The 21,147-nt window shown below is 40.3% G+C and carries 17 protein-coding genes and 1 tRNA gene; 6 read left to right on the top strand and 12 right to left on the bottom strand.

Annotated elements, in window-relative coordinates:
• Window positions 1-5: 5 nt before the first annotated feature.
• Both SD427_RS10370 and SD427_RS10375 read right to left on the bottom strand, forming a co-directional pair.
• Complete coding sequence (locus SD427_RS10370) at window positions 6-722, bottom strand: DUF2490 domain-containing protein (protein WP_320557720.1); 717 nt, start codon at window positions 720-722, stop codon at window positions 6-8.
• Window positions 723-798: 76 nt separating this feature from the next.
• Window positions 799-2,610 (bottom strand): TonB-dependent receptor plug domain-containing protein, encoded by a 1,812-nt coding sequence (locus SD427_RS10375; RefSeq protein ID WP_320557721.1) that lies wholly within the window; start codon window positions 2,608-2,610, stop codon window positions 799-801.
• Between the two features lie 622 nt (window positions 2,611-3,232).
• Here SD427_RS10375 and uvrA point away from each other — a divergent pair.
• Window positions 3,233-6,025 carry an excinuclease ABC subunit UvrA gene (gene uvrA / locus SD427_RS10380; protein WP_320557722.1) on the top strand — a complete coding sequence of 931 codons (2,793 nt, stop codon included), beginning with the start codon at window positions 3,233-3,235 and terminating at the stop codon, window positions 6,023-6,025.
• A gap of 488 nt (window positions 6,026-6,513) precedes the next feature.
• A tRNA-Arg gene (locus SD427_RS10385) sits at window positions 6,514-6,588 on the top strand.
• Between the two features lie 153 nt (window positions 6,589-6,741).
• Here the strand turns inward: SD427_RS10385 and SD427_RS10390 are convergent.
• On the bottom strand, window positions 6,742-7,659 hold the full coding sequence (locus SD427_RS10390; protein WP_320557723.1) for a ClpXP adapter SpxH family protein: 918 nt from the start codon (window positions 7,657-7,659) through the stop codon (window positions 6,742-6,744).
• Window positions 7,660-7,886: 227 nt separating this feature from the next.
• Here SD427_RS10390 and SD427_RS10395 point away from each other — a divergent pair, with 227 nt between their 5' ends.
• The gene (locus SD427_RS10395; RefSeq protein WP_320557724.1) at window positions 7,887-8,246 is read left to right on the top strand and encodes a helix-turn-helix domain-containing protein; all 360 of its coding nucleotides are present in this window, start codon (window positions 7,887-7,889) and stop codon (window positions 8,244-8,246) included.
• Between the two features lie 180 nt (window positions 8,247-8,426).
• On the opposite strand, the gene SD427_RS10400 is transcribed toward SD427_RS10395, so the two are convergent.
• The 3 genes from SD427_RS10400 to SD427_RS10410 form a co-directional block, all read right to left on the bottom strand.
• Window positions 8,427-8,930, bottom strand: coding sequence for an endonuclease V (locus tag SD427_RS10400; protein ID WP_320557725.1), 504 nt, complete (start codon window positions 8,928-8,930; stop codon window positions 8,427-8,429).
• A gap of 32 nt (window positions 8,931-8,962) precedes the next feature.
• Window positions 8,963-9,331, bottom strand: coding sequence for a glyoxalase (locus tag SD427_RS10405; protein WP_320557726.1), 369 nt, complete (start codon window positions 9,329-9,331; stop codon window positions 8,963-8,965).
• A gap of 187 nt (window positions 9,332-9,518) precedes the next feature.
• Window positions 9,519-10,565 (bottom strand): M28 family metallopeptidase, encoded by a 1,047-nt coding sequence (locus SD427_RS10410; RefSeq protein WP_320557727.1) that lies wholly within the window; start codon window positions 10,563-10,565, stop codon window positions 9,519-9,521.
• 88 nt (window positions 10,566-10,653) lie between these two features.
• On the opposite strand from SD427_RS10410, the gene SD427_RS10415 reads away from it, so the two are divergent.
• Window positions 10,654-11,793, top strand: a complete 1,140-nt coding sequence (locus tag SD427_RS10415) for an aminotransferase class I/II-fold pyridoxal phosphate-dependent enzyme (RefSeq protein ID WP_320557728.1) — start codon at window positions 10,654-10,656, stop codon at window positions 11,791-11,793.
• 123 nt (window positions 11,794-11,916) lie between these two features.
• Here the strand turns inward: SD427_RS10415 and SD427_RS10420 are convergent, their stop codons facing one another.
• The 3 genes from SD427_RS10420 to SD427_RS10430 form a co-directional block, all read right to left on the bottom strand.
• Window positions 11,917-14,640 (bottom strand): sodium-translocating pyrophosphatase, encoded by a 2,724-nt coding sequence (locus tag SD427_RS10420; protein WP_320557729.1) that lies wholly within the window; start codon window positions 14,638-14,640, stop codon window positions 11,917-11,919.
• Between the two features lie 365 nt (window positions 14,641-15,005).
• A complete protein-coding gene (locus SD427_RS10425) occupies window positions 15,006-15,617 on the bottom strand; it encodes an inorganic pyrophosphatase (RefSeq protein ID WP_320557730.1) in 612 nt (203 codons plus the stop codon).
• A 24-nt stretch (window positions 15,618-15,641) separates the two neighbouring features.
• Entirely contained in the window at window positions 15,642-16,154 is a 513-nt protein-coding gene (locus SD427_RS10430) for a hypothetical protein (RefSeq protein ID WP_320557731.1), read from the bottom strand.
• Window positions 16,155-16,389: 235 nt separating this feature from the next.
• Here SD427_RS10430 and SD427_RS10435 point away from each other — a divergent pair, with 235 nt between their 5' ends.
• Together SD427_RS10435 and SD427_RS10440 are read left to right on the top strand one after the other, a co-directional pair.
• Window positions 16,390-17,190 (top strand): hypothetical protein, encoded by an 801-nt coding sequence (locus SD427_RS10435; protein ID WP_320557732.1) that lies wholly within the window; start codon window positions 16,390-16,392, stop codon window positions 17,188-17,190.
• Complete coding sequence (locus SD427_RS10440; RefSeq protein WP_320557733.1) at window positions 17,180-18,994, top strand: S8 family peptidase; 1,815 nt, start codon at window positions 17,180-17,182, stop codon at window positions 18,992-18,994. The genes SD427_RS10435 and SD427_RS10440 overlap by 11 nt, the downstream gene beginning before the upstream one ends.
• Window positions 18,995-19,049: 55 nt before the next feature.
• On the opposite strand, the gene SD427_RS10445 is transcribed toward SD427_RS10440, so the two are convergent.
• From SD427_RS10445 to SD427_RS10455, 3 genes are all read right to left on the bottom strand, one after another.
• Entirely contained in the window at window positions 19,050-19,916 is an 867-nt protein-coding gene (locus SD427_RS10445; protein ID WP_320557734.1) for a hypothetical protein, read from the bottom strand.
• A complete protein-coding gene (radC, locus tag SD427_RS10450) occupies window positions 19,913-20,590 on the bottom strand; it encodes a RadC family protein (RefSeq protein WP_320557735.1) in 678 nt (225 codons plus the stop codon). The genes SD427_RS10445 and radC overlap by 4 nt, the downstream gene beginning before the upstream one ends.
• A gap of 89 nt (window positions 20,591-20,679) precedes the next feature.
• Window positions 20,680-21,138 carry a murein L,D-transpeptidase catalytic domain-containing protein gene (locus SD427_RS10455; protein WP_320557736.1) on the bottom strand — a complete coding sequence of 153 codons (459 nt, stop codon included), beginning with the start codon at window positions 21,136-21,138 and terminating at the stop codon, window positions 20,680-20,682.
• Window positions 21,139-21,147 lie beyond the last annotated feature (9 nt).

Consider the following 21,147-nt stretch of genomic DNA (forward strand, 5'->3'; position numbering starts at 1 on the left):
GATTATTAATCTGCTCCCGGGAAATGATAGGTTTTTGCAGGAGGGTTGGTATCATCTATATTGATGTTGATGGCAAGATATATGAAGTGGACGTTTTTATTTCCTTTCGCTTCAAATTCTCTTTGCCAGAGGTACCCGCCCAAGATCCCGAAATGTTCATCGATTTGGTACCCGAAACCTCCGTAGACCCTGTTTCTTGCAAAAGCAGGTTTTATGGGGCTTACAATAAAGATTTCGTCATAGGCATTGGCAAATAAAGTACCGGGCTCAATTTTTTTGGCATTCAGGGGAACCGAAATATTCAAGCGGTAACGGTACCGCATCCTCTCGGAGCTTTTATCAGTCTGCGGCTCGTAAAACCATGATTTTTCAGCACGGAACCTGTTTTCAAACTTTACCACGCCTTTCTTGAAGTCAATAACATCCTGCAGCCAGACCCTGAACTCTTCTTTATTGATAGCATGGTCTTTATAGGTAGCATATCTTCCCAATCCGATAAACGGCTTGTGATTCTTGGTGAGATTATATCCTAAACCGCCTTTTATTTCATAATAATCAGGATAGCTGTAATCTTCGATGCTTCTCATCTGGCTCTCGGCGTATAGGAAGAATTTTGGGTGAAACTTATACGTTAATGTCAGTGCATTGAAGTTGGAAATATGTTCCTGTGCTTTAATAAACGTCAGGCAGAACAACAGACCAAGACTTAGAAAAAGTTTCATCTTAAAAAAAATTTCTGCAAATTTAAATCAATTAACAATTTCGTAATATTAACTTTAATTCATCCTGAATTAACATTTACTTAATATTGATCATATAAGAAAGTCCTACATGGAACCACCGCTGCGGCATGGCCACGCCAAAGGTTTCCGTATATGAAGTATTGGTTACATTATTGATCAGAACATAGACTGAAAAGTCTTTCTGAACAAAACTTAATTTTTCATCCAGCAGATTATAACTTCCGTTATTCATACGCTGGTTATACCGGTAAACAAGTTCATTGGTAAAATTTTTCAGGAATTTCGTTTCCAATTTTGCAATCAACTGGTGCTTCAGGTTATCCAGAAGATACCTTGCAGAAAATTCTCCGGCAGAATTCAGCTTATTGTCCAGATAAGTATACCCTACCGAATAATTCAGCCATTGCTTCCAGCGGTGGTTAAGCTCAATTTCCACTCCCTTGCTGCTCGTATCGCCAATATTCCGGGCGTACCAGACAGGATCGTTCAGTGACATTTTGGTCCAGTCTATGGAATTGTTGGAATCCCTAAGGAAACCGCTGACTTTCGCTAAAATATTTCCCGCCTGATACTGGTATCCTGCTTCTGCAGAAACTGCATTTTCTGGCAGCAGATCAGGATTTCCCTGCTCCGTTTTGCTTACATAATAAAGATCGGTAAATGTAGGCACCCTTGAAACCCTTGAAATATTCCCGTAGATCTTATGATTCTGATTAAAATTGTAGCCTACATCCAGTCCCGGATAGAAGAAATTCCCTTCCTTGGAATAATTTGCCCATGAAAAACCCGGACTGATATTTAATTTTTTATCAAGCAGCGAAAAATGGTGCTCAAAGAACACCTGGGAAACAAAACGGTTCCTTTGTCCGAGATTATTACTGGCCAGAAATTCCTTTCTCAGCTCTACGCCGACTCCTGTAGTGCCTAATCCCCACTTATAGCTGGAATTCACTTCGCCTCCTACATTGTTCCCTATGTGCATATTCCGGTAGATTTCAGGCTTCGCCCTGTTGAACAGGTACATATCCTGCCCTCTCCGCCAGTATACATTGGAATGGATTTTCAGGTTTTTAAAGGTTTGCTGATGCGCCAGGCTTACTACGGAGGCCTGCGTTTCCTCATACTGTTCGGTTGCTTTCGGAGAAGAATAAAACCCGTTGGCCCCGAATTTTTTCTCAGAAAAACCGGCCTGCAGCATGATGTCCCCGTCTTTTACGGCTAATTTGCTCTGATAAAATATATTTCTGATCTCATAATCCGTATTGTACATATACCCCTGGGATGAATTGGAATTTGCCGTAAGCGCATTTGAAAATTTCTCATTTCCGATCTGTGCATTCATTCCGAAACCGAACGTTTCATAATCTCCGGCTTCAGCACTTATCTTTACCCTTTTCCCGATATGGGTTTTCGTAATCACATTGATGACTCCGGCATAGGCATTTTGTCCGAACCGTCTTGCACCCGGGCCTTTAATAACTTCTATTCTTTCCACATCTTCAAGGTCTATTGGTAAGTTCAGAGAATTATGGCCCGTCTGGGAATCGCTCATCCTGATTCCGTTTAAAAGGAGGAGCACCTGCTCTGATGAGCTGCCGCGGAAAGCAATATCGCTTTGTACGCCGTTTGCCCCGCGCCTTCTGATATCCATCCCGGAAACCTGCTGCAGGATTTCATCAATGCTTTTGGCAGGAGAATTTTCTATGTTTTCCCTGGTAATAACACTGATATTCTGGTTGGCGATTTTATACGGGATGGAAATTATTTTTCCCTGAATTTCAATTTGGTCAATATCCGCGGATTTTTCCTGGGCCTGTGCAAAATACAAGGCTCCAAGAAATAAAATGCTTCCTGCTTTTTTAATCATTTTTATCAGAATTATCTCAGTGAGTTCACAGGTCCAAAAATAATGGAGTTTGAGAATACATACAAATGATAGATGTCATAAAAAAAGATGCAGTTTCAGCTGCATCTTTCCGGAAGGATTTATCTTTTTTTCATTAAATGTGTAACCAGATCTCTGAATAATTTTCGCATTCTGTATTACTTATTTGTAAATACAATTTTAAATAATTATTAAATATAAAACAACAGGGTAAGCTTAAAAAAAAGTTAAAAATTAAAATTTAACACAGCTGATAAATTATCTTCAGTCAATCCCGGCCCTTAACTGATAATTAGTCAAATTTCAAGGTCATTGCAAGCCTGTATTTGCGGATTTATTAATTCTGAAGAAGTACTTAAAACATACATACCGCTTATCCGGGCTGTTTTCATTAAACATAACATACTTAATCCGCACATTGCAGATTTTTACAGGCAGTAAAACCATAATGGAAAGTAAAAGATCTTATTTGTCATTTAAAATTCTACCCTGTAATGAAGTGATGAAATATGAAAATACCGATGGAACTGATTTGCATGATTTGTGTTTAATTAAAGATCAGAATCCATCAAAAAGTCGTAATTTTGTTAGTCTTAATTTTACTATGGCTCATACAACAGATATAGATATTAAAAAGCAGATTTTTGTTAAGAATGCACATCTCAACAATCTGAAACACATTGACGTCCTCATCCCTAAAAATAAACTGATCGTCATTACAGGAGTTTCCGGAAGCGGAAAATCTTCACTGGCATTTGACACCATTTATGCGGAAGGACAAAGAAGGTACGTGGAAAGTCTCAGCTCATATGCGCGCCAGTTTTTAGGGAAACTGGAAAAGCCTAAAGTTGATGACATCAAAGGCCTGGCTCCGTCCATCGCGATCCAGCAGAAGGTGATTTCTTCAAACCCGAGATCAACGGTAGGCACATCTACGGAGATTTATGATTATATGAAACTTCTTTTCGCAAGGATCGGGAAAACATTTTCACCGGTTTCCGGGGAAGAAGTGAAAAAAGACTCGGTTTCCGATGTAGTGGATTTTATCAGATCATCAGAAAAAGACGTGTCATTCCTATTGACGGCGCCGCTTACCTATGATGCGGAAAATTTCACTGAAAACCTGAACGTTTTAAAACTGGCCGGTTTTACAAGACTGGAAATCAGCGGAAACGTTGCCGGAATTGAAGATCTCGAAAGTTTCGGGTTTACCCCTGAAAAAGGAATGGAGATCAATCTGGTGATCGACCGCTTCTATTATGAAGAGGATGAAAGCTTCCTGCAGCGCCTGGCAGACTCTATCCAGATGGCTTTCTATGAAGGACGCGGATACTGCTCGCTCAAAAACATGGATACCGGGAAAGCAAAAGAATTTTCAAATAAATTTGAGCTGGACGGCATAGAGTTCCTCGAGCCCAATGTCCATTTTTTCAGTTTCAACAATCCGTACGGTGCCTGTCCTACCTGTGAAGGCTACGGTAAGGTAATCGGGATTGATGAAGACCTGGTGGTTCCCAATAAAACCCTGTCTGTTTTTGAAGACGCGGTGGCCTCATGGAGAGGGGAAAGCATGAGCGAATGGAAGAAAGACTTCATTAAAAAAGCAAAAGACTTCCCGATCCACAAGCCTTACCACCAGCTGACCAAGGAGCAGAAAAAATACCTTTGGAAAGGCGACGGGAAAAGTACATTTCCGTCCATTGATAATTTCTTCAGGATGCTTGAAGAAAACCTGTATAAGATCCAGTACCGTGTCATGCTTTCGCGTTACCGCGGGAAAACGCTCTGCCCTACCTGTGAAGGCCTCAGGCTGCGTGAAGAAACTAGCTGGGTAAAAATAGACGGACACAATATCCAGTCTATGATCGAGCTTCCCATGGACGAACTTTCCCCTCTGATCAAAGAACTGAAATTATCAGAACATGATCAGGAAGTAGCAAAAAGGCTGTTATATGAAATCAACACCCGACTGGAATTTTTATTGAAGGTTGGTTTGGGCTATTTAACGATAAACAGGACCTCTAATACGCTTTCCGGAGGAGAAAGCCAGCGGATCAACCTGGCTACCAGCCTCGGAAGCTCTCTGGTAGGCTCCATTTACATCCTGGATGAGCCGTCTATCGGATTGCATTCAAGGGATACGGAAAATTTAATCGAAGTCCTGAAAAACCTGCGGGATCTGGGGAATACGGTGATTGTGGTAGAACATGATGAGGATGTGATGAAGGCAGCAGATTATATTATCGACATTGGTCCGGAAGCAGGCTATCTGGGCGGTGAACTGGTATTTGCCGGAGATTATAAACAGCTGAAAGATGCAGACACCCTGACCTCAAAATACCTGACCGGAAGGCTGGAAATTAAAGTTCCTGCCAAACGGAGAAAGGCAAAAGAATGGATCCATATCAAAGGTGCCCGCCAGAATAACCTTAAAAATATTGATGTGGATGTCCCTCTTGAAAACCTGGTGGTGATCTCAGGCGTTTCAGGAAGCGGTAAATCTACTTTGATGAAAGAAATCCTGACCAATGACATCCAGATCCAGCTGGGCATGGGCGGAAAAAAAGGCGACTATGATTCTGTCGATTTTCCTAAAAAGCTCATCAGGCACATTGAACTGATCGACCAGAACCCGATCGGGAAATCTTCCCGTTCCAATCCTGTCACCTATCTTAAGGCATATGATGATATCAGAGACCTGTTTGCCAAGCAGAAGGTATCAAAAATGATGGGCTACAAACCGAAACACTTCTCTTTCAATGTGGACGGCGGAAGGTGTGACGAATGTAAAGGCGAAGGCGTCATCAATGTATCCATGCAGTTTATGGCAGATATTGAGCTGGAATGCGAAGTCTGCAAAGGAACCCGTTTCAAAAATGAAATTCTGGAGGTACGGTATGACGAAAAAAACATTTCTGACATCCTTCATATGACGGTGGATAATGCACTGGATTTTTTCCGAGACAACCATGAGGAAAAGATAGTAACTAAGCTGAGGCCATTACAGGATGTCGGTTTGGGATATCTTCAGTTAGGACAGAGCTCCTCCACCCTTTCCGGAGGCGAGGCACAGCGTGTAAAACTGGCATCGTTCCTGGTAAAAGGTGTCACCACGGATAAAACACTGTTTATCTTTGACGAACCTTCTACGGGACTGCATTTTCATGATATCCAGAAACTGCTGACGTCTTTGCAGGCGCTGATTGACCTGGGGCATTCGGTTATCGTTATTGAACATCAGCCGGACATTATCAAGTCTGCAGACTACATCATAGACATCGGGCCGGAAGCGGGAAAACATGGCGGCGAAGTGGTTTTCACGGGAACCCCGGAAGATTTAGCCAAGAATAAAAAATCCCATACAGCGAAATACGTAAAAGAAAAGCTGGAAAATTAAATACAGAGAGAGTCGGATAAACGGCTCTCTTTTTATTTATCTAAGTTTAATTGCACTAATTTTTCAAATTATTTTATTTCCGGAATTTGATGATTATATTTAAAAATAATTAGTTGAACTTTAAAAATGGATGTTCCAGAAATATAAAATATTAAACTTCCCTGATGAAGCAACTGAGAAAATCCGTTAAAAACTTATTAACAATTCTTTGTGGATAACTTGTGAGTTTTAACATTTAATTCACTGAACGAAAGAAATTTATTCCTACATTTACGCTGTAATACATCTGGAATGAATTCAATTTTTGCTTTTTTCAGTTTTGAAATTGCATTTAAATTATAAAAATTTAAGCACAGCGCTGTCGGCTGTGCTTTTTTATTGTTGTCTAATTAAAAAAATGAGATGTATTTATCTACTGGATCCGTTCCTAAAGAACGGATTCTTTTATTTTTAAATTTTAAAATTATTTATTATCTTTGCGCCTTTAAGGTCTCATAGTTCAACGGATAGAATAGAAGTTTCCTAAACTTTAGATCCAAGTTCGATTCTTGGTGAGATCACCAGCCATTACAAAAAACAGACAGGAAGTTACCTGTCTGTTTTTTTTGCTTCCATCCTGATGCATGCTCCAATTAATAATATAACGACAGGCTGCAAAAAAACCGGAGACTTAAAATCTCCGGTTAAAAAAAATTGCTAAATATGATGAAATTAATCTATGATTTGAGTGTCCAGACCGAACCGTTTTTGGTGGTCAGCTTTTCAAGGGTGCCTTTTTCAGAAAGCTCATTTAAAACCTTTTCGCTTTCCATTCTCGGGGTGCCTGATAATTCTGAAAATTCCTTTGCGGTAAGGGAATGATACTTCCCAAACAGGGTTTCCCAGTTTTTGGAATATTCTGTTTTCTTTGTATCTGCATTTACTTTCAGGATGGCTGTTTCGTAGAAAGCATACGGTTTTGATCCGTACACCATTTCCCTGCTTCCTTCTTCATTGGTGAAAAACATCGTAGGAAAGCCACGTACGCCCATTGATCTCGCCATATTCAGGTCTTCCTGGAAAAGTTCCTTTGCTTTCCCTTCGAAATCTGTTTTCAGCTGATCGGTATCAAGTCCGGTTTTCTCTGCTGCCGCAGCAATATGTTCCCATTTTGTGATGTTCTTTTTCTTCAAAAACACCATTTCACGAAGCTCCCTCATGAAATCAACAGCTTTAGTCTTATCCTGAAGCTGTGCTGCTTTAAAGGCAATCGACGGCGGATAGGAAGAATCCAGAGGATCCTGAAGCCATACGTCCCCGTCTATCGGCATATCATAATACTTGCTTGCGTCATCCCAGTGGTGTGCAACATCAGACGGCTTGCTGATGCCTCCGCTGTTGTAGCTCCAGTCCGGAAGAAGCCCGCCCATCCTGTATTCAATCTCCACGCTGTTCCCGTATTCAAGTTTAAGCTTTCTCAGCTGCGGCTCAATCCCCCAGCAGGAAGAGCAGATTGGATCTGTAAAATAAATAACTTTTACGGGTTTATTATTAGCCTGAACATGGATGTTTCCGATCTCCGCTTTTTCGCCCGGCATTTCACAGATCCCTGTAGCAGGATCACACAGCAGTGGGTTTGATGTTTTGTTTTCCATTTTTTTACTTTTATTGTTCTGTCCGTTGCAGCTGCCTAACGTTACTGTAAGGAAAAAGAATGTCAGTATTCTGTAATTTATCATTTCAGGTGATAATCTTAATCACAAAACTAATATTTAATGATGACACCTGCACGGCAGATTTCCTTTTGGAAACCGGTTTCCTCTATGAAACTACCCCGATAATTTTTTATACCTTTACCTCATCATATGATACAGTTTGAATTATGAAAAAAGAACCGCAGCTGAATACCACAGTGGTGTGCAAACACCGGATGAACGCCATAAAAGATGCCATGGAAATCCTGTCCGGAAAATGGAAATTTCATATTTTAGGGACCTTGCTGCAGGGAGGAAGAATGCGCTTTATGGATCTGCTCAGGGAAATTGACGGGATTGCTGCCAAAATGCTTTCCAAAGAACTGCAGGATATGGAAATCAACCGGCTCATTACCCGGACAGTCCTGGATACCAAACCTGTTACGGTAGAATATGAAGTTACGGAATACGGCAGGACCATAGAACCGATTATTGATGAAATTGCCAACTGGGGCATTGAATACAGAAAATCGCTTTATCATAAATAATAAAAACCGGCAATTTTAAGTTGCCGGTTGGAAAAACAAAAATTGATATGGATATGATTGATATGTGTTTTTGTTGTTACAAATTTATATTTATTTAGAATTAATAAAAATAATAAATCTGTGATATTCGTCAGCTTTTTGATATTTGCTGTCAGCAATCCTACTTATTTCTGGTATGATTTATCGCATCCTTGTCAGCTGATCCAGTTTTTTCAGCAGTGCGGGCATCCTGGAATTTCCATGCATTTTTTCTACTTTTGCTTTGATTTCATCTGCATCGGCACCTTTCACCGTGAGGAACAGCGGCGTTTCACTTTCTCCCCTAAAGATTATCTTCCGTTGAAGGTCAGGAGTATTGAATTCATTTTTGGCAATTCCGATAACCGGGAACCTTTCTTCCAGTGCTTCATAAAGATACTCTCCCAGCCCCATTTTACCTCCATTGCCCAGCGTAACATAGCCGTCAACAATAATGAGGTCGCCTTCATGCAGCTTAATCTGTTTTAAGAGACTGAGGATACAGGGCAGCTCCCTTTTATAGAATGCACCGCTTTCATATCCGGAGGCAGTTTCCGTTTTCTCCATGAAAATCCGGGTTTCTTTTTCAGAAGTCCATTCTTCAAAAACAATGCACACAGTATGGGCATGGTCATCAAAATAATAGGTATCAAAAGCGTAAATCATGTCCTGTTTATAATTATTTATTACTGCCAGGTTTATTTACTGAAAAATTCCCCGAAATGCCATAAAATTCCGCTGGGGTCCTGCACAAAACATTCTTTCCCCCACGGCATGGTTTTAACAGGTGTCAGCCGGACTGTCTCATATTTTTCCGGCAGCCTGAGACCTGTCAGATAATCCCAAAATGCATCTGCATCATCCACTTCGATAAAAAGCATTGTATTGCCGATCCAGTCTTTTACGTAAGCATCCTGAAGATAGAAACCCGTCCTGTTCCACTGGAATAAAGACAGGTTACTTTCAAGAACGGTCTCTTCGAAGCCGAGATCTGAATAAAATTCCCTGCTGATCTTAAAGTTTTCAGAACCTACAAAAGGCCGGATTGATTTTATATTCTGTTTCATTTTGTACGGTTCTTCCTGTGTTTAAAAGTCATTTCAAGTTTTATTTCTTTTTTTCAGTGCATTCAGACAACGCATTTTCTGTAACGGTATTTCTTACAGCCTGAATCTGAGGAATATCTTCAATTCCTGATTCAGGATTTTTATTTGACCGAAACCTGACTAAAGAAAACGGCTTTTCGCCTGTTTATTATTTTTTGTCAACTACAATTCTTGCCGGCCTGTTGGCGATTTCCCAGGCTGTGGCGAAAACAAGCTGGGTCCTTTTTTTCAGCAGCTCATAATCAATTTTCTCAGCATCATCAGTCGGCTTATGGTAGTCTTCATGGATCCCGTCAAAGAAAAATGCGACAGGAACATTATTTTTTGCAAAATTATAATGGTCCGATCGGTAATACAGCCTTTGGGTATCTTTGGGATCATCGTATTTATAGTTCAGTTCCAGGGTATTGGTTTTCTTGTTGGCGGCTTCATTAATAACTTTTAATTCAGAGCTTAACATTTCAGACCCGATTACATAGACATACTGTTTGCCTCTGTTTTCAGGATCATCGCGCCCGATCATATCAATATTTAAATCAACCACCGTATTGGCCAAAGGAAAAACAGGATTGTCCGTATAATATTCAGATCCGAATAACCCGTGTTCCTCTCCTGTTACATGCAGGAATAAAATGGATCTCTTCGGGCCGTTCCCTGCTTTCCTGGCACTCTGGAAGGCTTTGGCGATTTCCATCACGCCTACCGTACCGCTTCCGTCATCATCTGCCCCGTTATATACTACGCCATTCTGGGTACCTACATGGTCATAATGCGCAGACACCACTACAATTTCCTCAGGCTTTTCAGAACCTTCGATAAATGCCAGGATATTTTCGGAATCAGGAAGGTTTCCTCCGCCTCTTTTTTTCATGAAATCTGCAGGTACTTTCTGATAATAGGAGCCGAGGGCTTTCGGATATGAAATACCGAGGCCTTTATAATAATTGATCATGTACTCGCCTGCTTTCTTCTGACCTGGACTTCCGGTGTCCCTTCCTTCCATTTCATCAGAAGCAATAACATATAAGTTTTTCTTCAGATCAGCTGTTGTAATTTCCTTATAGGCAGCAAGAAAGGCTTTATCGCCTTTTGCATCAGATGAAGTGGCCGGCGAAGCTGCACCGCCGGAATTTTTAGCTGTTCCGCAGCTTACCAGTACCGCTACCGAAAACAGGGGAATGAATAGTTTTCTCATTATAGAATAATTTGTTTAAAATTAACAAAATTTATTTAATCCGTAATGAACGGCTAATTTCTTATATTTGAGATACCAACAATAACCTATGGAGAAAGTTTACGGATTTACCCATTACTCATTTTTTACGGAAATGTCTGAGCTTGCCTCCAGACACAACAGCTTTGATCTCTCGCTGGGCCTGGCAGACTTTGATATTGACCCGCGCTTGAAAGGTTTTTTAAAAGAAGCCGCAGAGCAGAACACCCATAACTATGAACCGCTGGCAGGAAATCCCTTGCTGATTCAGAATGTTATTAATTTTAACCTGGAAAGAAAAAACAGCATTAAGCTGAAGGAAAATGAAGTGACCATAACACCCTGTGCAACCTTTACTTTGTATACAGCGCTTAAATGTATTTTAAACCCGGGAGATGAAGTGATTGTCATTCAGCCTTCCTATTATACCTACAGCCCTTCTATTGTACTGAATAACGGCGTTCCGGTCTACTATGATCTTGACACTGATTTCAGCATAAACCCGGAAAAGCTTCAGCACTGTATCTCTGACAGGACGAAAGCCATTATCATCAACTCACCGCAGAACCCTACAGGGAAAATGTGGACTGAGAATGACTGGAATATTGTATACGGATTGATAAAAGACCGGGACATTTACCTTATTTCAGAGGAGATCTACGATACGTACTGTTATGACGGAACGGAACATTACAGCTCATTCATGCATCCTGAACTCAGGAAACTGACGTTCTGTATTTTTTCGTTCGGTAAAATGTTCCATTCCACAGGCTGGAAAGTAAGTTATTTATTAGCTGATCCGGATCTTACCGCTAAATTCCGTTGCCATCAGCAATACATTTCCTATAGTGCCAATGCGCCTTGCCAGTATGCCATTGCCAGATACCTTGAGGTTTTTGACCCGTCTGAAAACCGGATCCTGATGCAGAAAAAAAGAGACCTGTTTAATGAGCTGATTCAAGATACCCCTCTAGTTGCAGAACGTATAGCTGAAGGGGCTGTTTTTCAGGTCGTCAATTTCAGGGATGTATCAAAAACCATGACGGATGTAGAATTCTCTAAATGGCTTACCGTTGAAAAAAAAGTTTCCTGTCTTCCGCTGTCGGCTTTTTATGATTCAAAACAAAATTCTGATTACATCCGGTTCAGCTTTGCCAAAAAAGATGAACTCATTATTGATGCCCTGGAACACCTGAGGAAAAATTTATAATTGGTTTTAGCTATACAATTTCGGCAGATGGCTTATTGCCTGTGAAAATATCTTATCAGATATTTTTTTTATAAAATGATAAAGCACCGCTGATGCAGTGCTTTACCTGTTATTTCAATAGGTTTAGAGTGATAAAACCCTGATGTCAATCCTCCTGTTTTTTGCCATACATTCGTCTGTATCGTTGGCTTCGCAGACCGGATGCTGAGCCCCGTACCCTTCTGCTTCCAACCGGTCTCCGGCAACACCCAGCTCCAGCAATTTCAGCCTGGCTGTCTGAGCCCTGAGATTGGAAAGGGTCTGGTTGCTTTCTTCATTTCCTGTATTGTCGGTATATCCTCCCAGTTTTATTTTAAGATTCGGATAAGCATTAAGAATTTCCGCTAAATTCAGCAGCTGTGCTTCGGAACCTGCACGTAATTCGCTTGAACCGGTCTCGAAATAAAGATTTTCAATCGTAAACCATTTGTTCGGATCCAATAATGACTGGTCTTTGTTCTTTATCAGCTGGTACATCTGAAGCAGTCGGCTGTTCCCTCCAATGGAAATTTTCTTTCCGCCTTTCAGCTGTACTTCCTGAAGAGTTCCGGTATCATAGACGAAGTCGCCGTTTTCATTTAAATACCCTTTAATCTCCGCCGGAACCAGTATTGCTGCCGTATTTCCCACAGTTTGGGTACTCTTCATTCCGGTTAAGCTTTCAATTTTAGCGGCTCTGTTTGCTTCTATTTTGTCTTTATGCAGTATGGCTAGGGTCGGGGCAATAACCAGCGAAACAATAGACATGAGTTTGATCAGGATATTCATGGACGGCCCTGAAGTATCTTTGAAAGGATCTCCCACGGTATCACCTGTTACTGATGCTTTATGCGGTTCTGAGCCCTTGTAGTACATCTGGCCGTTGATATCCACTCCTTTTTCAAAAGATTTTTTGGCATTGTCCCAGGCCCCTCCTGCATTGTTCTGGAACATACCCATCAGTACCCCGCATACGGTTGCACCGGCTAAGAAACCGCCCAATACTTCCGGCCCGAAAATAAATCCGATCAACAACGGTGAAACAATGGCAATTGCTCCGGGAAGCATCATTTTCCTGATGGACGCATCGGTAGAAATCGCAACGCATTTTTCATATTCGGGACGTGCCGTGCCTTCCAAAATCCCGGGAATTTCCCGGAACTGCCTGCGTACTTCCTCTACCATCGCCATGGCTGCCTGCCCTACGGCTGTAATGGCAAGGGATGAAAATATGAAAGGAATCATTCCGCCTACAAACAATCCGGCCAGTACGTCGGCTCTGTAAATATCAATGCCGTCAATGCCTGCAATGCCTACGAATGCGGCAAATAAGGCTAAAGCGGTTAAAGCGGCGGAAGCGATGGCAAATCCTTTTCCTGTAGCGGCTGTTGTGTTTCCCACGGCGTCCAGTATATCGGTTCTTTCACGGACTTCTTTCGGGAGCTCGCACATTTCCGCAATTCCGCCTGCATTATCTGCAATCGGCCCGAATGCATCAATGGCAAGCTGCATGGCAGTTGTGGCCATCATTCCGGCGGCGGCAATCGCCACACCGTACAGTCCGGCACACAAGTAGGAGCCATAGATGCCTCCGGCCAGAACAATAATCGGCAGCAAAGTAGACTCCATCCCAACGGAAAGCCCGCCAATGATATTGGTGGCATGCCCTGTTGAAGACTGCCTTACAATACTGGAAACGGGCCTTTTCCCCATTGCCGTATAATATTCTGTGATAATGCTCATTAAGGTTCCTACAATCAGACCGACCATAATTGCCCCGAAGACACCCATTTTAGTAAATTCGTGGCCTCTTAAAACCATTTTATCCGGCAAAATATAAGTTACGAGAAAATATGAAACGATTGCGGTAATGACAATACTTCCCCAGTTCCCCAGATTCAAAGCATTCTGAACATTTGACGTTGATGATCCTTCATGATCATTGATTCTTACCAGTAAAGTCCCGGCCATTGAAAAAAGAATTCCTGTACCTGCGATAAGCATCGGCAAAAGGATCGGGGCAAAGCCACCGAAAGCATCTTCAGACATGGTTTCCCTTCCCAATACCATCGTAGCTAAAACCGTGGCTACGTAAGACCCGAATAAGTCGGCTCCCATTCCGGCAACATCCCCAACATTATCCCCTACATTATCTGCAATGGTAGCGGGATTCCTTGGATCGTCTTCAGGAATTCCGGCTTCCACTTTTCCTACCAGGTCGGCGCCTACATCAGCTGCCTTGGTATAAATACCGCCGCCTACCCTGGCAAATAAGGCAATTGATTCTGCACCCAGGGAAAATCCTGTAAGGATTTCAATGGTTCTTTTCATTTCATCAGAATCCACTGTGGCATCAGGTGCAAAAATCTGTCTGATGATTAAAAATAAAGCACCCAGCCCTAAGACAGCCAATCCGGCAACGCCCATTCCCATTACGGATCCTCCGGTAAAAGAAACTTTTAAAGCTTTAGACAGTGAAGTTTTTGCGGCCTGTGTAGTCCTTACATTGGCTTTTGTGGCAATCTTCATCCCGATGAACCCGGCAAGTGCAGAGAATACAGCGCCGATAGCGAAGGCAAGGCCGATGGTCCAGTGGGAATCTGCGTTGCTCGCACCCATTATGGCTAATAAAACAGCTACAATAACTACAAAATACAACAAAATTCTGTACTCGGCTTTCAGAAAAGCCATAGCACCGTCAGCAATATAGCCGCTGATTGTTTTCATCTTTTCATCTCCGGCATCCTGCTTACTTACCCAGTTACTCTGAAGAAATGTGTACAGTAGAGCAATGACACCAAAAATTGGCACTAATAAGAATAAATCCATAGTTTAATATTTTTTTGGTAATAGATTATTAAATATAACAAATAATTTACTTGAAAAGAATATAAATATGTACAACTTTCAGAATCAGATATTTAAAAGCTGTTTATATTTATCAAAATGTACAATTCCCGCTGACAATGGCGGTTATGGAAATTATTCTGATCACTTATTACTGAATATGAAAATCAAAAGATAACCGCAATCAGGCTTTAAAAGTTTCAGGCTTCAGAACTGGCATAAACAAAATCTTCACGGAAAGCTTTTTCCATAGCCGGAAGTTTTTAAAAACTATTTTAAATGATGTCCAATAAAAAAGGATAAACGAAATTCGTTTATCCTTTTTATTTTTAAAGAGAATATGATAACTATCCTCCGTATTTGTTGGCATAATCTTCCTGAGAAGCTGTAATTACTTTTCTGGCGTGCTCGGCACCGTATACTTCCTGGATTCTGCATTTTGCAGGCTCATCCGGCAAATTTTTGTAAGTCAGGAAATAGTGCATTAATCGTTTCACTTCTGCGTCAGGCAATTCTGAAATATCCCTGAAGTGCCCGAAAGCATGGTCTCCGATCATTACAGCAACAATTTTATCATCAGCTTCCCCTCCGTCAATCATTTTAAAGCCGCCGATCGGAATAGCCTCCATCAATAAACCTCCTGAATGGATGTTGTGGGAACTCAAAACACAGATATCAAGCGGGTCATGATCTCCCATAGTCACATCTTCCGCCCCTCTTTCAACTGCCAGTTTCATGACAGCAGCATCACAGTAGGTTCTCGGAACAAAGCCGTACAGAGCCGGGATAATATTTGAGAATTTTTGAGGCCTGTCCACCTTCAGAAAACCGGTTTCTTTATCTACTTCATATTTAATGGTATCAGAAGGAACAATCTCCACGAAAACATTAACAACATTCGGCGCATCTGGTCCTGCAGAAATCCCGTGCCATGGATGTGCTTTAAAATTTGGAATCATTATTTAATTTTATTTATTTTTTAGTTAAGCTATTATTAAAATTTCTTTTCTCATATCATCCAGGGTTGCTGAAATATAATCATCACCGTTCATATAATTCATGATAAAAATGGTTTTAAATTCATCAAGATCAGCATTCCCGTTAATCTCTTCATACGTTTTATGAAGCAGGCCCAGTACCGCATTTTTTGAATCGACAATATTGTTCCACGAGCTTTTTGTTACATAAAGCTGTTGCGAAGAATTGTATTCAAACTCTTCGTTTACGGATTTTTCGGTAAGAAATATAAATTCGTGAACGGCCAGTTCCTTGTCAAAGCGCTGAATAAGGTTTGAAGGCTTAATCCTTTCCAGAAAAAGGATCATTCTTTCGTAGGACTGGCTCTTGTTTCCTGAATTTGACTTTACGGAAAGAAGTTTTATTTCCTGCTCCTTCAGCCTGATATAGGTAAATACAAATTGCCTGAGCAAAACCAGAAAAGGGATTGCAATAATCAATGCAAAAGCATACGGCAGATATCCTGAAAAATTTGTCATAATTTGAGCTAGCAAAATTACTGATAATTTCTGAATTTATTATTGAAAATATTTCCAGGTATCTTTATTCTTGTTTTCAAATTATATTTCTCCGGATTTTATACTGATGTATCAAATAACTGAATTTTATACATTTCAATACATCAGACATTTTGCTAAAAAAAATAATATAAAAAGAACCCGCCCATTAAAATATATCACTACCTTTAGAAAACATAAAAATTATATTTTAACCATGAAAAAAACAGTCCTTTTATTAGCTACAGCAGCTGCGTCCTTTTTGCATGCCCAACAGTCCTGGAATCTGACAGGAAATTCCGGGACATCTCCGACAACAAATTATCTTGGAACTTCAGACAGTCAGGATTTGGTATTAAAGACAAATAATCTTGAAAGAATAAGGATCAGTTCAACAGGCAATATTGGTATAGGCATGAATCCTGATCCTAATATTGCTTTCAGAACATATGGGCGAAGCCAGTTTTCATCCGACACTGACAGTGATACTTTTACCGTTAGAAATTCAGGTACTAATGTTGATAGCGGTTCTTCTTTAGTCTGGCTGAATTACACCCAATATCAGCCAAATAATCCGGGAGTCTTAGATGTCAGCGGACCTACAGCACCAGGAAATTGGGAGTCTACCTTTTCATTAAAAGCAAACGGAAAATTACTTATCGGAAATTATGGCCAATATCCTAATTGTTCAGACTGTAATGATTACAGGGTCTTTATAAAAAACGGGATCAGAACTGAAAAGGTAAAAGTAGATATCGCTGCAAATAACGGATGGGCAGACTATGTTTTTGAAAAAAACTATAATCTGATGCCTTTACATGAGCTTGAAAAATTCATCACTGAAAATAAGCACTTACCGGAAGTACCGACAACGGATGAAGCCATAGAAAATGGAATCGAACTGAAAGAAATGAACATCCTTCTTTTAAAGAAAGTAGAAGAATTAACATTATATGTAATTCAGCAGCAAAAAGAAATCCAGGGACTTAAAAATAAAGTATATCAAAATGAAAAGTAAAATACTCCCGTTGGTATTGTTGGCAGGTTTTTTTTCATATGCTCAGAACAAACTTTATTACGTTCAGGTTTCCAATGAAAGCAGTGCCCCAAAAATAACTGACATTAATGGCAAGATTGCCATAATGCATTCTGATGAGCGGATTACGAGAGTTTTTTCAAAATATGATGTGCATACATTTGAAAAAGCATTTCCGACCACCCGGACCCCTTATCTGCAAAACATATATTTACTGGAAGCCGGTAAAGAAGGAATTGCAGAAGAGCTGAAAAACTATGCGGGATATTTTCCTTTAGTTGAAGAGACATTCAGGCCTGGCCTGCTGTATATTCCGAATGACTATAATTTCCCTTCAGGAAGTTCAAACCCGATAAAAAGCCTGGAACTGATCAATGTAAAAGAAGCCTGGGATTATACACACGGAGATCCGAACTTCAAGATAGGTATAAGCGATACACCCATCAGAACAACTCATGAAGATCTGTCCGGGAAAGTTACCAGCCTTACAACGACTTCCATGGTTCCGGATTTTCACGGAACTGCTGTTTCCAGCCAGGCTGCCGCAAATACGGATAATAATAGAGGAATTCCGGGCACAGGTTTCAACTCCAGTATTTTATTTAAATATATGAACGACGGCAGTTTAATGAATACGCTGTTGGTTTTATCACAGAACGGAGCCAGAGTAGTGAATGCGAGCTGGTACAACTCATGCAGCTACAGCGCAATAGATCAGCTTGTAATTGACGAAATACATGATAACGGCACCGTAATTATTGTGGCTGCAGGCAATGGCGGAACTTGCGGCGGGCCGGATAATTATGTTTATCCTGCAAGTTACAATAATGTCATCAGTGTTTCCACTGTCGGCTATTTTGATGTAGGGTATACTTATAACAATATTCCGTATTCTTGGCAGGACCGTGTCGAAGAAATAATCGGAAATCCGAATACCACCCATCAACATAATGATATGGTCGATTTAAGGGCACCCGGGATCAATGTTTTAGGAGCATTAGCTGACAGTGACAGTTCCTATGGAGGCGCTTGGGGAACTTCAATAGCGGCACCTCAGATAGCCGGTGTAGTGGCCCTTTTGTTTTCAGTAAACAGTTGTTTGAATCCTGACGAAGTAGAAACCATTTTAAAACTCACATCAGCCAATTTAGACAATATTCCTGAAAACCAGCCTTATGTGGGAAAATTAGGTGCCGGAAGAATCGATGCCGGAAAAGCTACAAAAATAGCCTGGCAGATGAATCCTGCGAACGGCGGAGAAGTTTTGATAAAAGATAGAAGTTTCAGCAAGTGGGATTTTGAACTTACAAATTCTGCAGAATTTATAAGAATTCAAAATGAAAGCTTCACACAGAATGCCAATGTCAGATTCAAAGCTAAAAAAAGCATAACCTTAGATACGAATACGGTATTGGAGCCGGGGACAGGCAGCAGCCATTATCTGTACATCGATGATACAAACAGCTGTTATGCTTTTAGTCCGCGTCCCGGTAAATCTGAAGATTTGGCTAAAAAAACAGCAAAAATTACTGAAGTGACTCGTGATGACATTACTCTTTATCCGATTCCCGCTAAAGATAATCTATTCGTTAAAACGAATAAAGAATTAAAGAACAGCACAGTTAAAATCTTTGATATGAGCAACAGACTGGTATTTGAAAAAACCATGTCAATAAACAATACAGCTTCAATAGATATTTCACTCCTGCTGAAAGGGGTTTATTTTATTGATATTACAGACAGCAATTCTAAATCACATTACGCTAAAAAGTTTATCAAGCAATAAGGTATTTCATATAAAGATCGCTTCATAATCTGGAGCGATCTTATTTAAAAATCTTTTAAAAAAATTTCTTCAGCGTCTTATTTTCATAATAAGCATATTCCTGAAGTTCTCCGCCAAAACTTTTAAAAAAGACTTCTATCCCGCGGATATTGCTTCCCATGAAATTGAATTGCTTTTCATGAATGTAAAGGCTTAAAATTTTATCGATCAGAAAAGAAGGTCCGTTTTCATTTCTGTATGTTTCATCATTGATGAGGCCCAGCAGCGAGAGTTGATTATTTTCCGAAATCAAAACGGCAACGTTTATCAGTTCTTCTTCCAGGTAAGCAGCACAAAGCTTTAAGGTATTGTTCTGCCGGAGAAAATTCATATAGTTTCTAAATCCGTTAATGTCGGTTTCTTTAGTAATCCCTTTAAAATTATTTTCAATAAAATTAATATGTTCAGAATTTAATTCAATCTGCCTGTATTGAAGATGCTGTGCGCATTTTACTGTGGATTTTCTTCCTTTAAAATATTTTGTCCTTCTTAAAGTCGGGTAATCTGACACAGGAATAATATAGTTTTTCTTTAATATCAATTTTTCTGATAACGAATTGAGATGATTGAAAGAATACGAAAACACTTTGTATTTTCTTTTTAAAAACTTTAAAAACTGATCATTAATTTCTACATTATCCTTTTGTGAAAAAACGCCTAACTGCTGACAAAAAAGAGGCATAATCACAAAAGTGATTCCAAATTTTTTTCTCAAAGGAACGGGTAAAACTGCTTCATAATCACCATACATCAGAATTTCCCAGTTTCCTGAAAGCTGGTCCAGAACTTCTTTCTTTGCATACCAATTCCGCTGTTCAGAATTTCCCAGGCACTGCGTATATTTGTCAAAATCAATTTCATTGTATTTCAATCTTCTCATCATAATATGCCGTCATCTGAAAAACTGAAGTAAGAATTTTGGGTAATAATCAGGTGGTCCAGAAGCTGGATGCCCAGTATTTTCCCGGCCTCTTTTATCTTTTGTGTAATATCCATATCTTCCCGGCTCGGTTTTAAATTTCCTGAAGGATGGTTGTGCGCAACAATAATACCTGTTGAAAAATGATCCAAAGCCGTTTTAAATAAAACCCTGACATCGACAATCGACTGGCTGATTCCGCCTTCAGTCAGTTTAGCCGTATGAATGATCTTGTTTCTCTGATTAAGAAAGATGGCCCAGAATTCTTCTGTGCGCAGATCCGCCATCTGGTTTTTGAAAATCTGATAGGCATCATTGCTGCCGGAAATCACTTTGATCTCCGAAATTTCCTGCCTGGCCCTTCTTCTGCCAATTTCCAGTGCTGTTGCAATAGAAATGGCCTTTACCTGTCCCACGCCTTTAAATTTCATAAGGTCCTGGATTGAGAGCAGGCTCAGCAGGTGCCAGTCATTATCAACCGAAGCCAGTATTTTCTGGCCCAGCTCCACTGCCGTTTCATCCCTATTGCCGCTTCCCATAATAATGGCCAGCAGCTCGGAATCAGATAGCGAATTTTTACCTTTCTGTAAAAATTTTTCGCGGGGACGGTCGTCTTCAGCTAAGAATTTTATAGACATAATTAATTATTCAAAACCTTTCATTTGCGGAGAAATTTTAAACGTCATTTCACCTGTTTCTTTCATATTCAAGGACTTTTTGCCTGAAACTAATAATCCTGTTTTCCTATCCAGTACATATGCTCCGATAATTTCCTGGCATTGTTGTTGGTTTCATCCAGGCCTTCCAGACGGTAAGCTTTACCGAATTTCCCGGAATAGCTTTCCCTGATCTCATATTTGCCTAAAGACGACTGATGGGAACCGTCTGTATTGCTAAACTTTAAAAGTCCCGACTTTCCGACAACAGAACCTTCCCCGTGTGCGACAATCGCTTTTTGTAAAACTTTATCATTCCTGAGATCATACACAAAATACCGGTACTTCCCGGAATGGATCTTGAAATTGATGAAAACCGCAAGGTCCTGATGATAATTTTTTCCTTTGATGAAATTTCTGATCTCAGAAATTTTTGATTTGGGCAGATATTTTTCGGCAGCAGATGATGGCTGAAATTCAATTGCTGAATAGGAACCCAGCATAATCAATAAAAAAATAAGGTGTTTCATCTGTGCTTT

The organism is Chryseobacterium sp. JJR-5R (assembly GCF_034047335.1).
In the GTDB taxonomy this organism is placed as follows: Bacteria; Bacteroidota; Bacteroidia; order Flavobacteriales; family Weeksellaceae; genus Chryseobacterium.

Bases quoted from the DNA above. Each gene is read 5' to 3' on its own strand.
- SD427_RS10435 (WP_320557732.1), top strand. From the start codon at position 16,390: ATGAAAAAAACAGTCCTTTTATTAGCTACAGCAGCTGCGTCCTTTTTG.
- SD427_RS10425 (WP_320557730.1), bottom strand. From the start codon at position 15,617: ATGATTCCAAATTTTAAAGCACATCCATGGCACGGGATTTCTGCAGGA.
- uvrA (WP_320557722.1), top strand. From the start codon at position 3,233: ATGGCTCATACAACAGATATAGATATTAAAAAGCAGATTTTTGTTAAG.
- SD427_RS10390 (WP_320557723.1), bottom strand. From the start codon at position 7,659: ATGGAAAACAAAACATCAAACCCACTGCTGTGTGATCCTGCTACAGGG.
- SD427_RS10405 (WP_320557726.1), bottom strand. From the start codon at position 9,331: ATGAAACAGAATATAAAATCAATCCGGCCTTTTGTAGGTTCTGAAAAC.
- SD427_RS10375 (WP_320557721.1), bottom strand. From the start codon at position 2,610: ATGATTAAAAAAGCAGGAAGCATTTTATTTCTTGGAGCCTTGTATTTT.
- SD427_RS10415 (WP_320557728.1), top strand. From the start codon at position 10,654: ATGGAGAAAGTTTACGGATTTACCCATTACTCATTTTTTACGGAAATG.
- SD427_RS10410 (WP_320557727.1), bottom strand. From the start codon at position 10,565: ATGAGAAAACTATTCATTCCCCTGTTTTCGGTAGCGGTACTGGTAAGC.
- SD427_RS10400 (WP_320557725.1), bottom strand. From the start codon at position 8,930: ATGATTTACGCTTTTGATACCTATTATTTTGATGACCATGCCCATACT.
- SD427_RS10440 (WP_320557733.1), top strand. From the start codon at position 17,180: ATGAAAAGTAAAATACTCCCGTTGGTATTGTTGGCAGGTTTTTTTTCA.
- radC (WP_320557735.1), bottom strand. From the start codon at position 20,590: ATGTCTATAAAATTCTTAGCTGAAGACGACCGTCCCCGCGAAAAATTT.
- SD427_RS10455 (WP_320557736.1), bottom strand. From the start codon at position 21,138: ATGAAACACCTTATTTTTTTATTGATTATGCTGGGTTCCTATTCAGCA.
- SD427_RS10420 (WP_320557729.1), bottom strand. From the start codon at position 14,640: ATGGATTTATTCTTATTAGTGCCAATTTTTGGTGTCATTGCTCTACTG.
- SD427_RS10395 (WP_320557724.1), top strand. From the start codon at position 7,887: ATGAAAAAAGAACCGCAGCTGAATACCACAGTGGTGTGCAAACACCGG.
- SD427_RS10445 (WP_320557734.1), bottom strand. From the start codon at position 19,916: ATGATGAGAAGATTGAAATACAATGAAATTGATTTTGACAAATATACG.
- SD427_RS10370 (WP_320557720.1), bottom strand. From the start codon at position 722: ATGAAACTTTTTCTAAGTCTTGGTCTGTTGTTCTGCCTGACGTTTATT.
- SD427_RS10430 (WP_320557731.1), bottom strand. From the start codon at position 16,154: ATGACAAATTTTTCAGGATATCTGCCGTATGCTTTTGCATTGATTATT.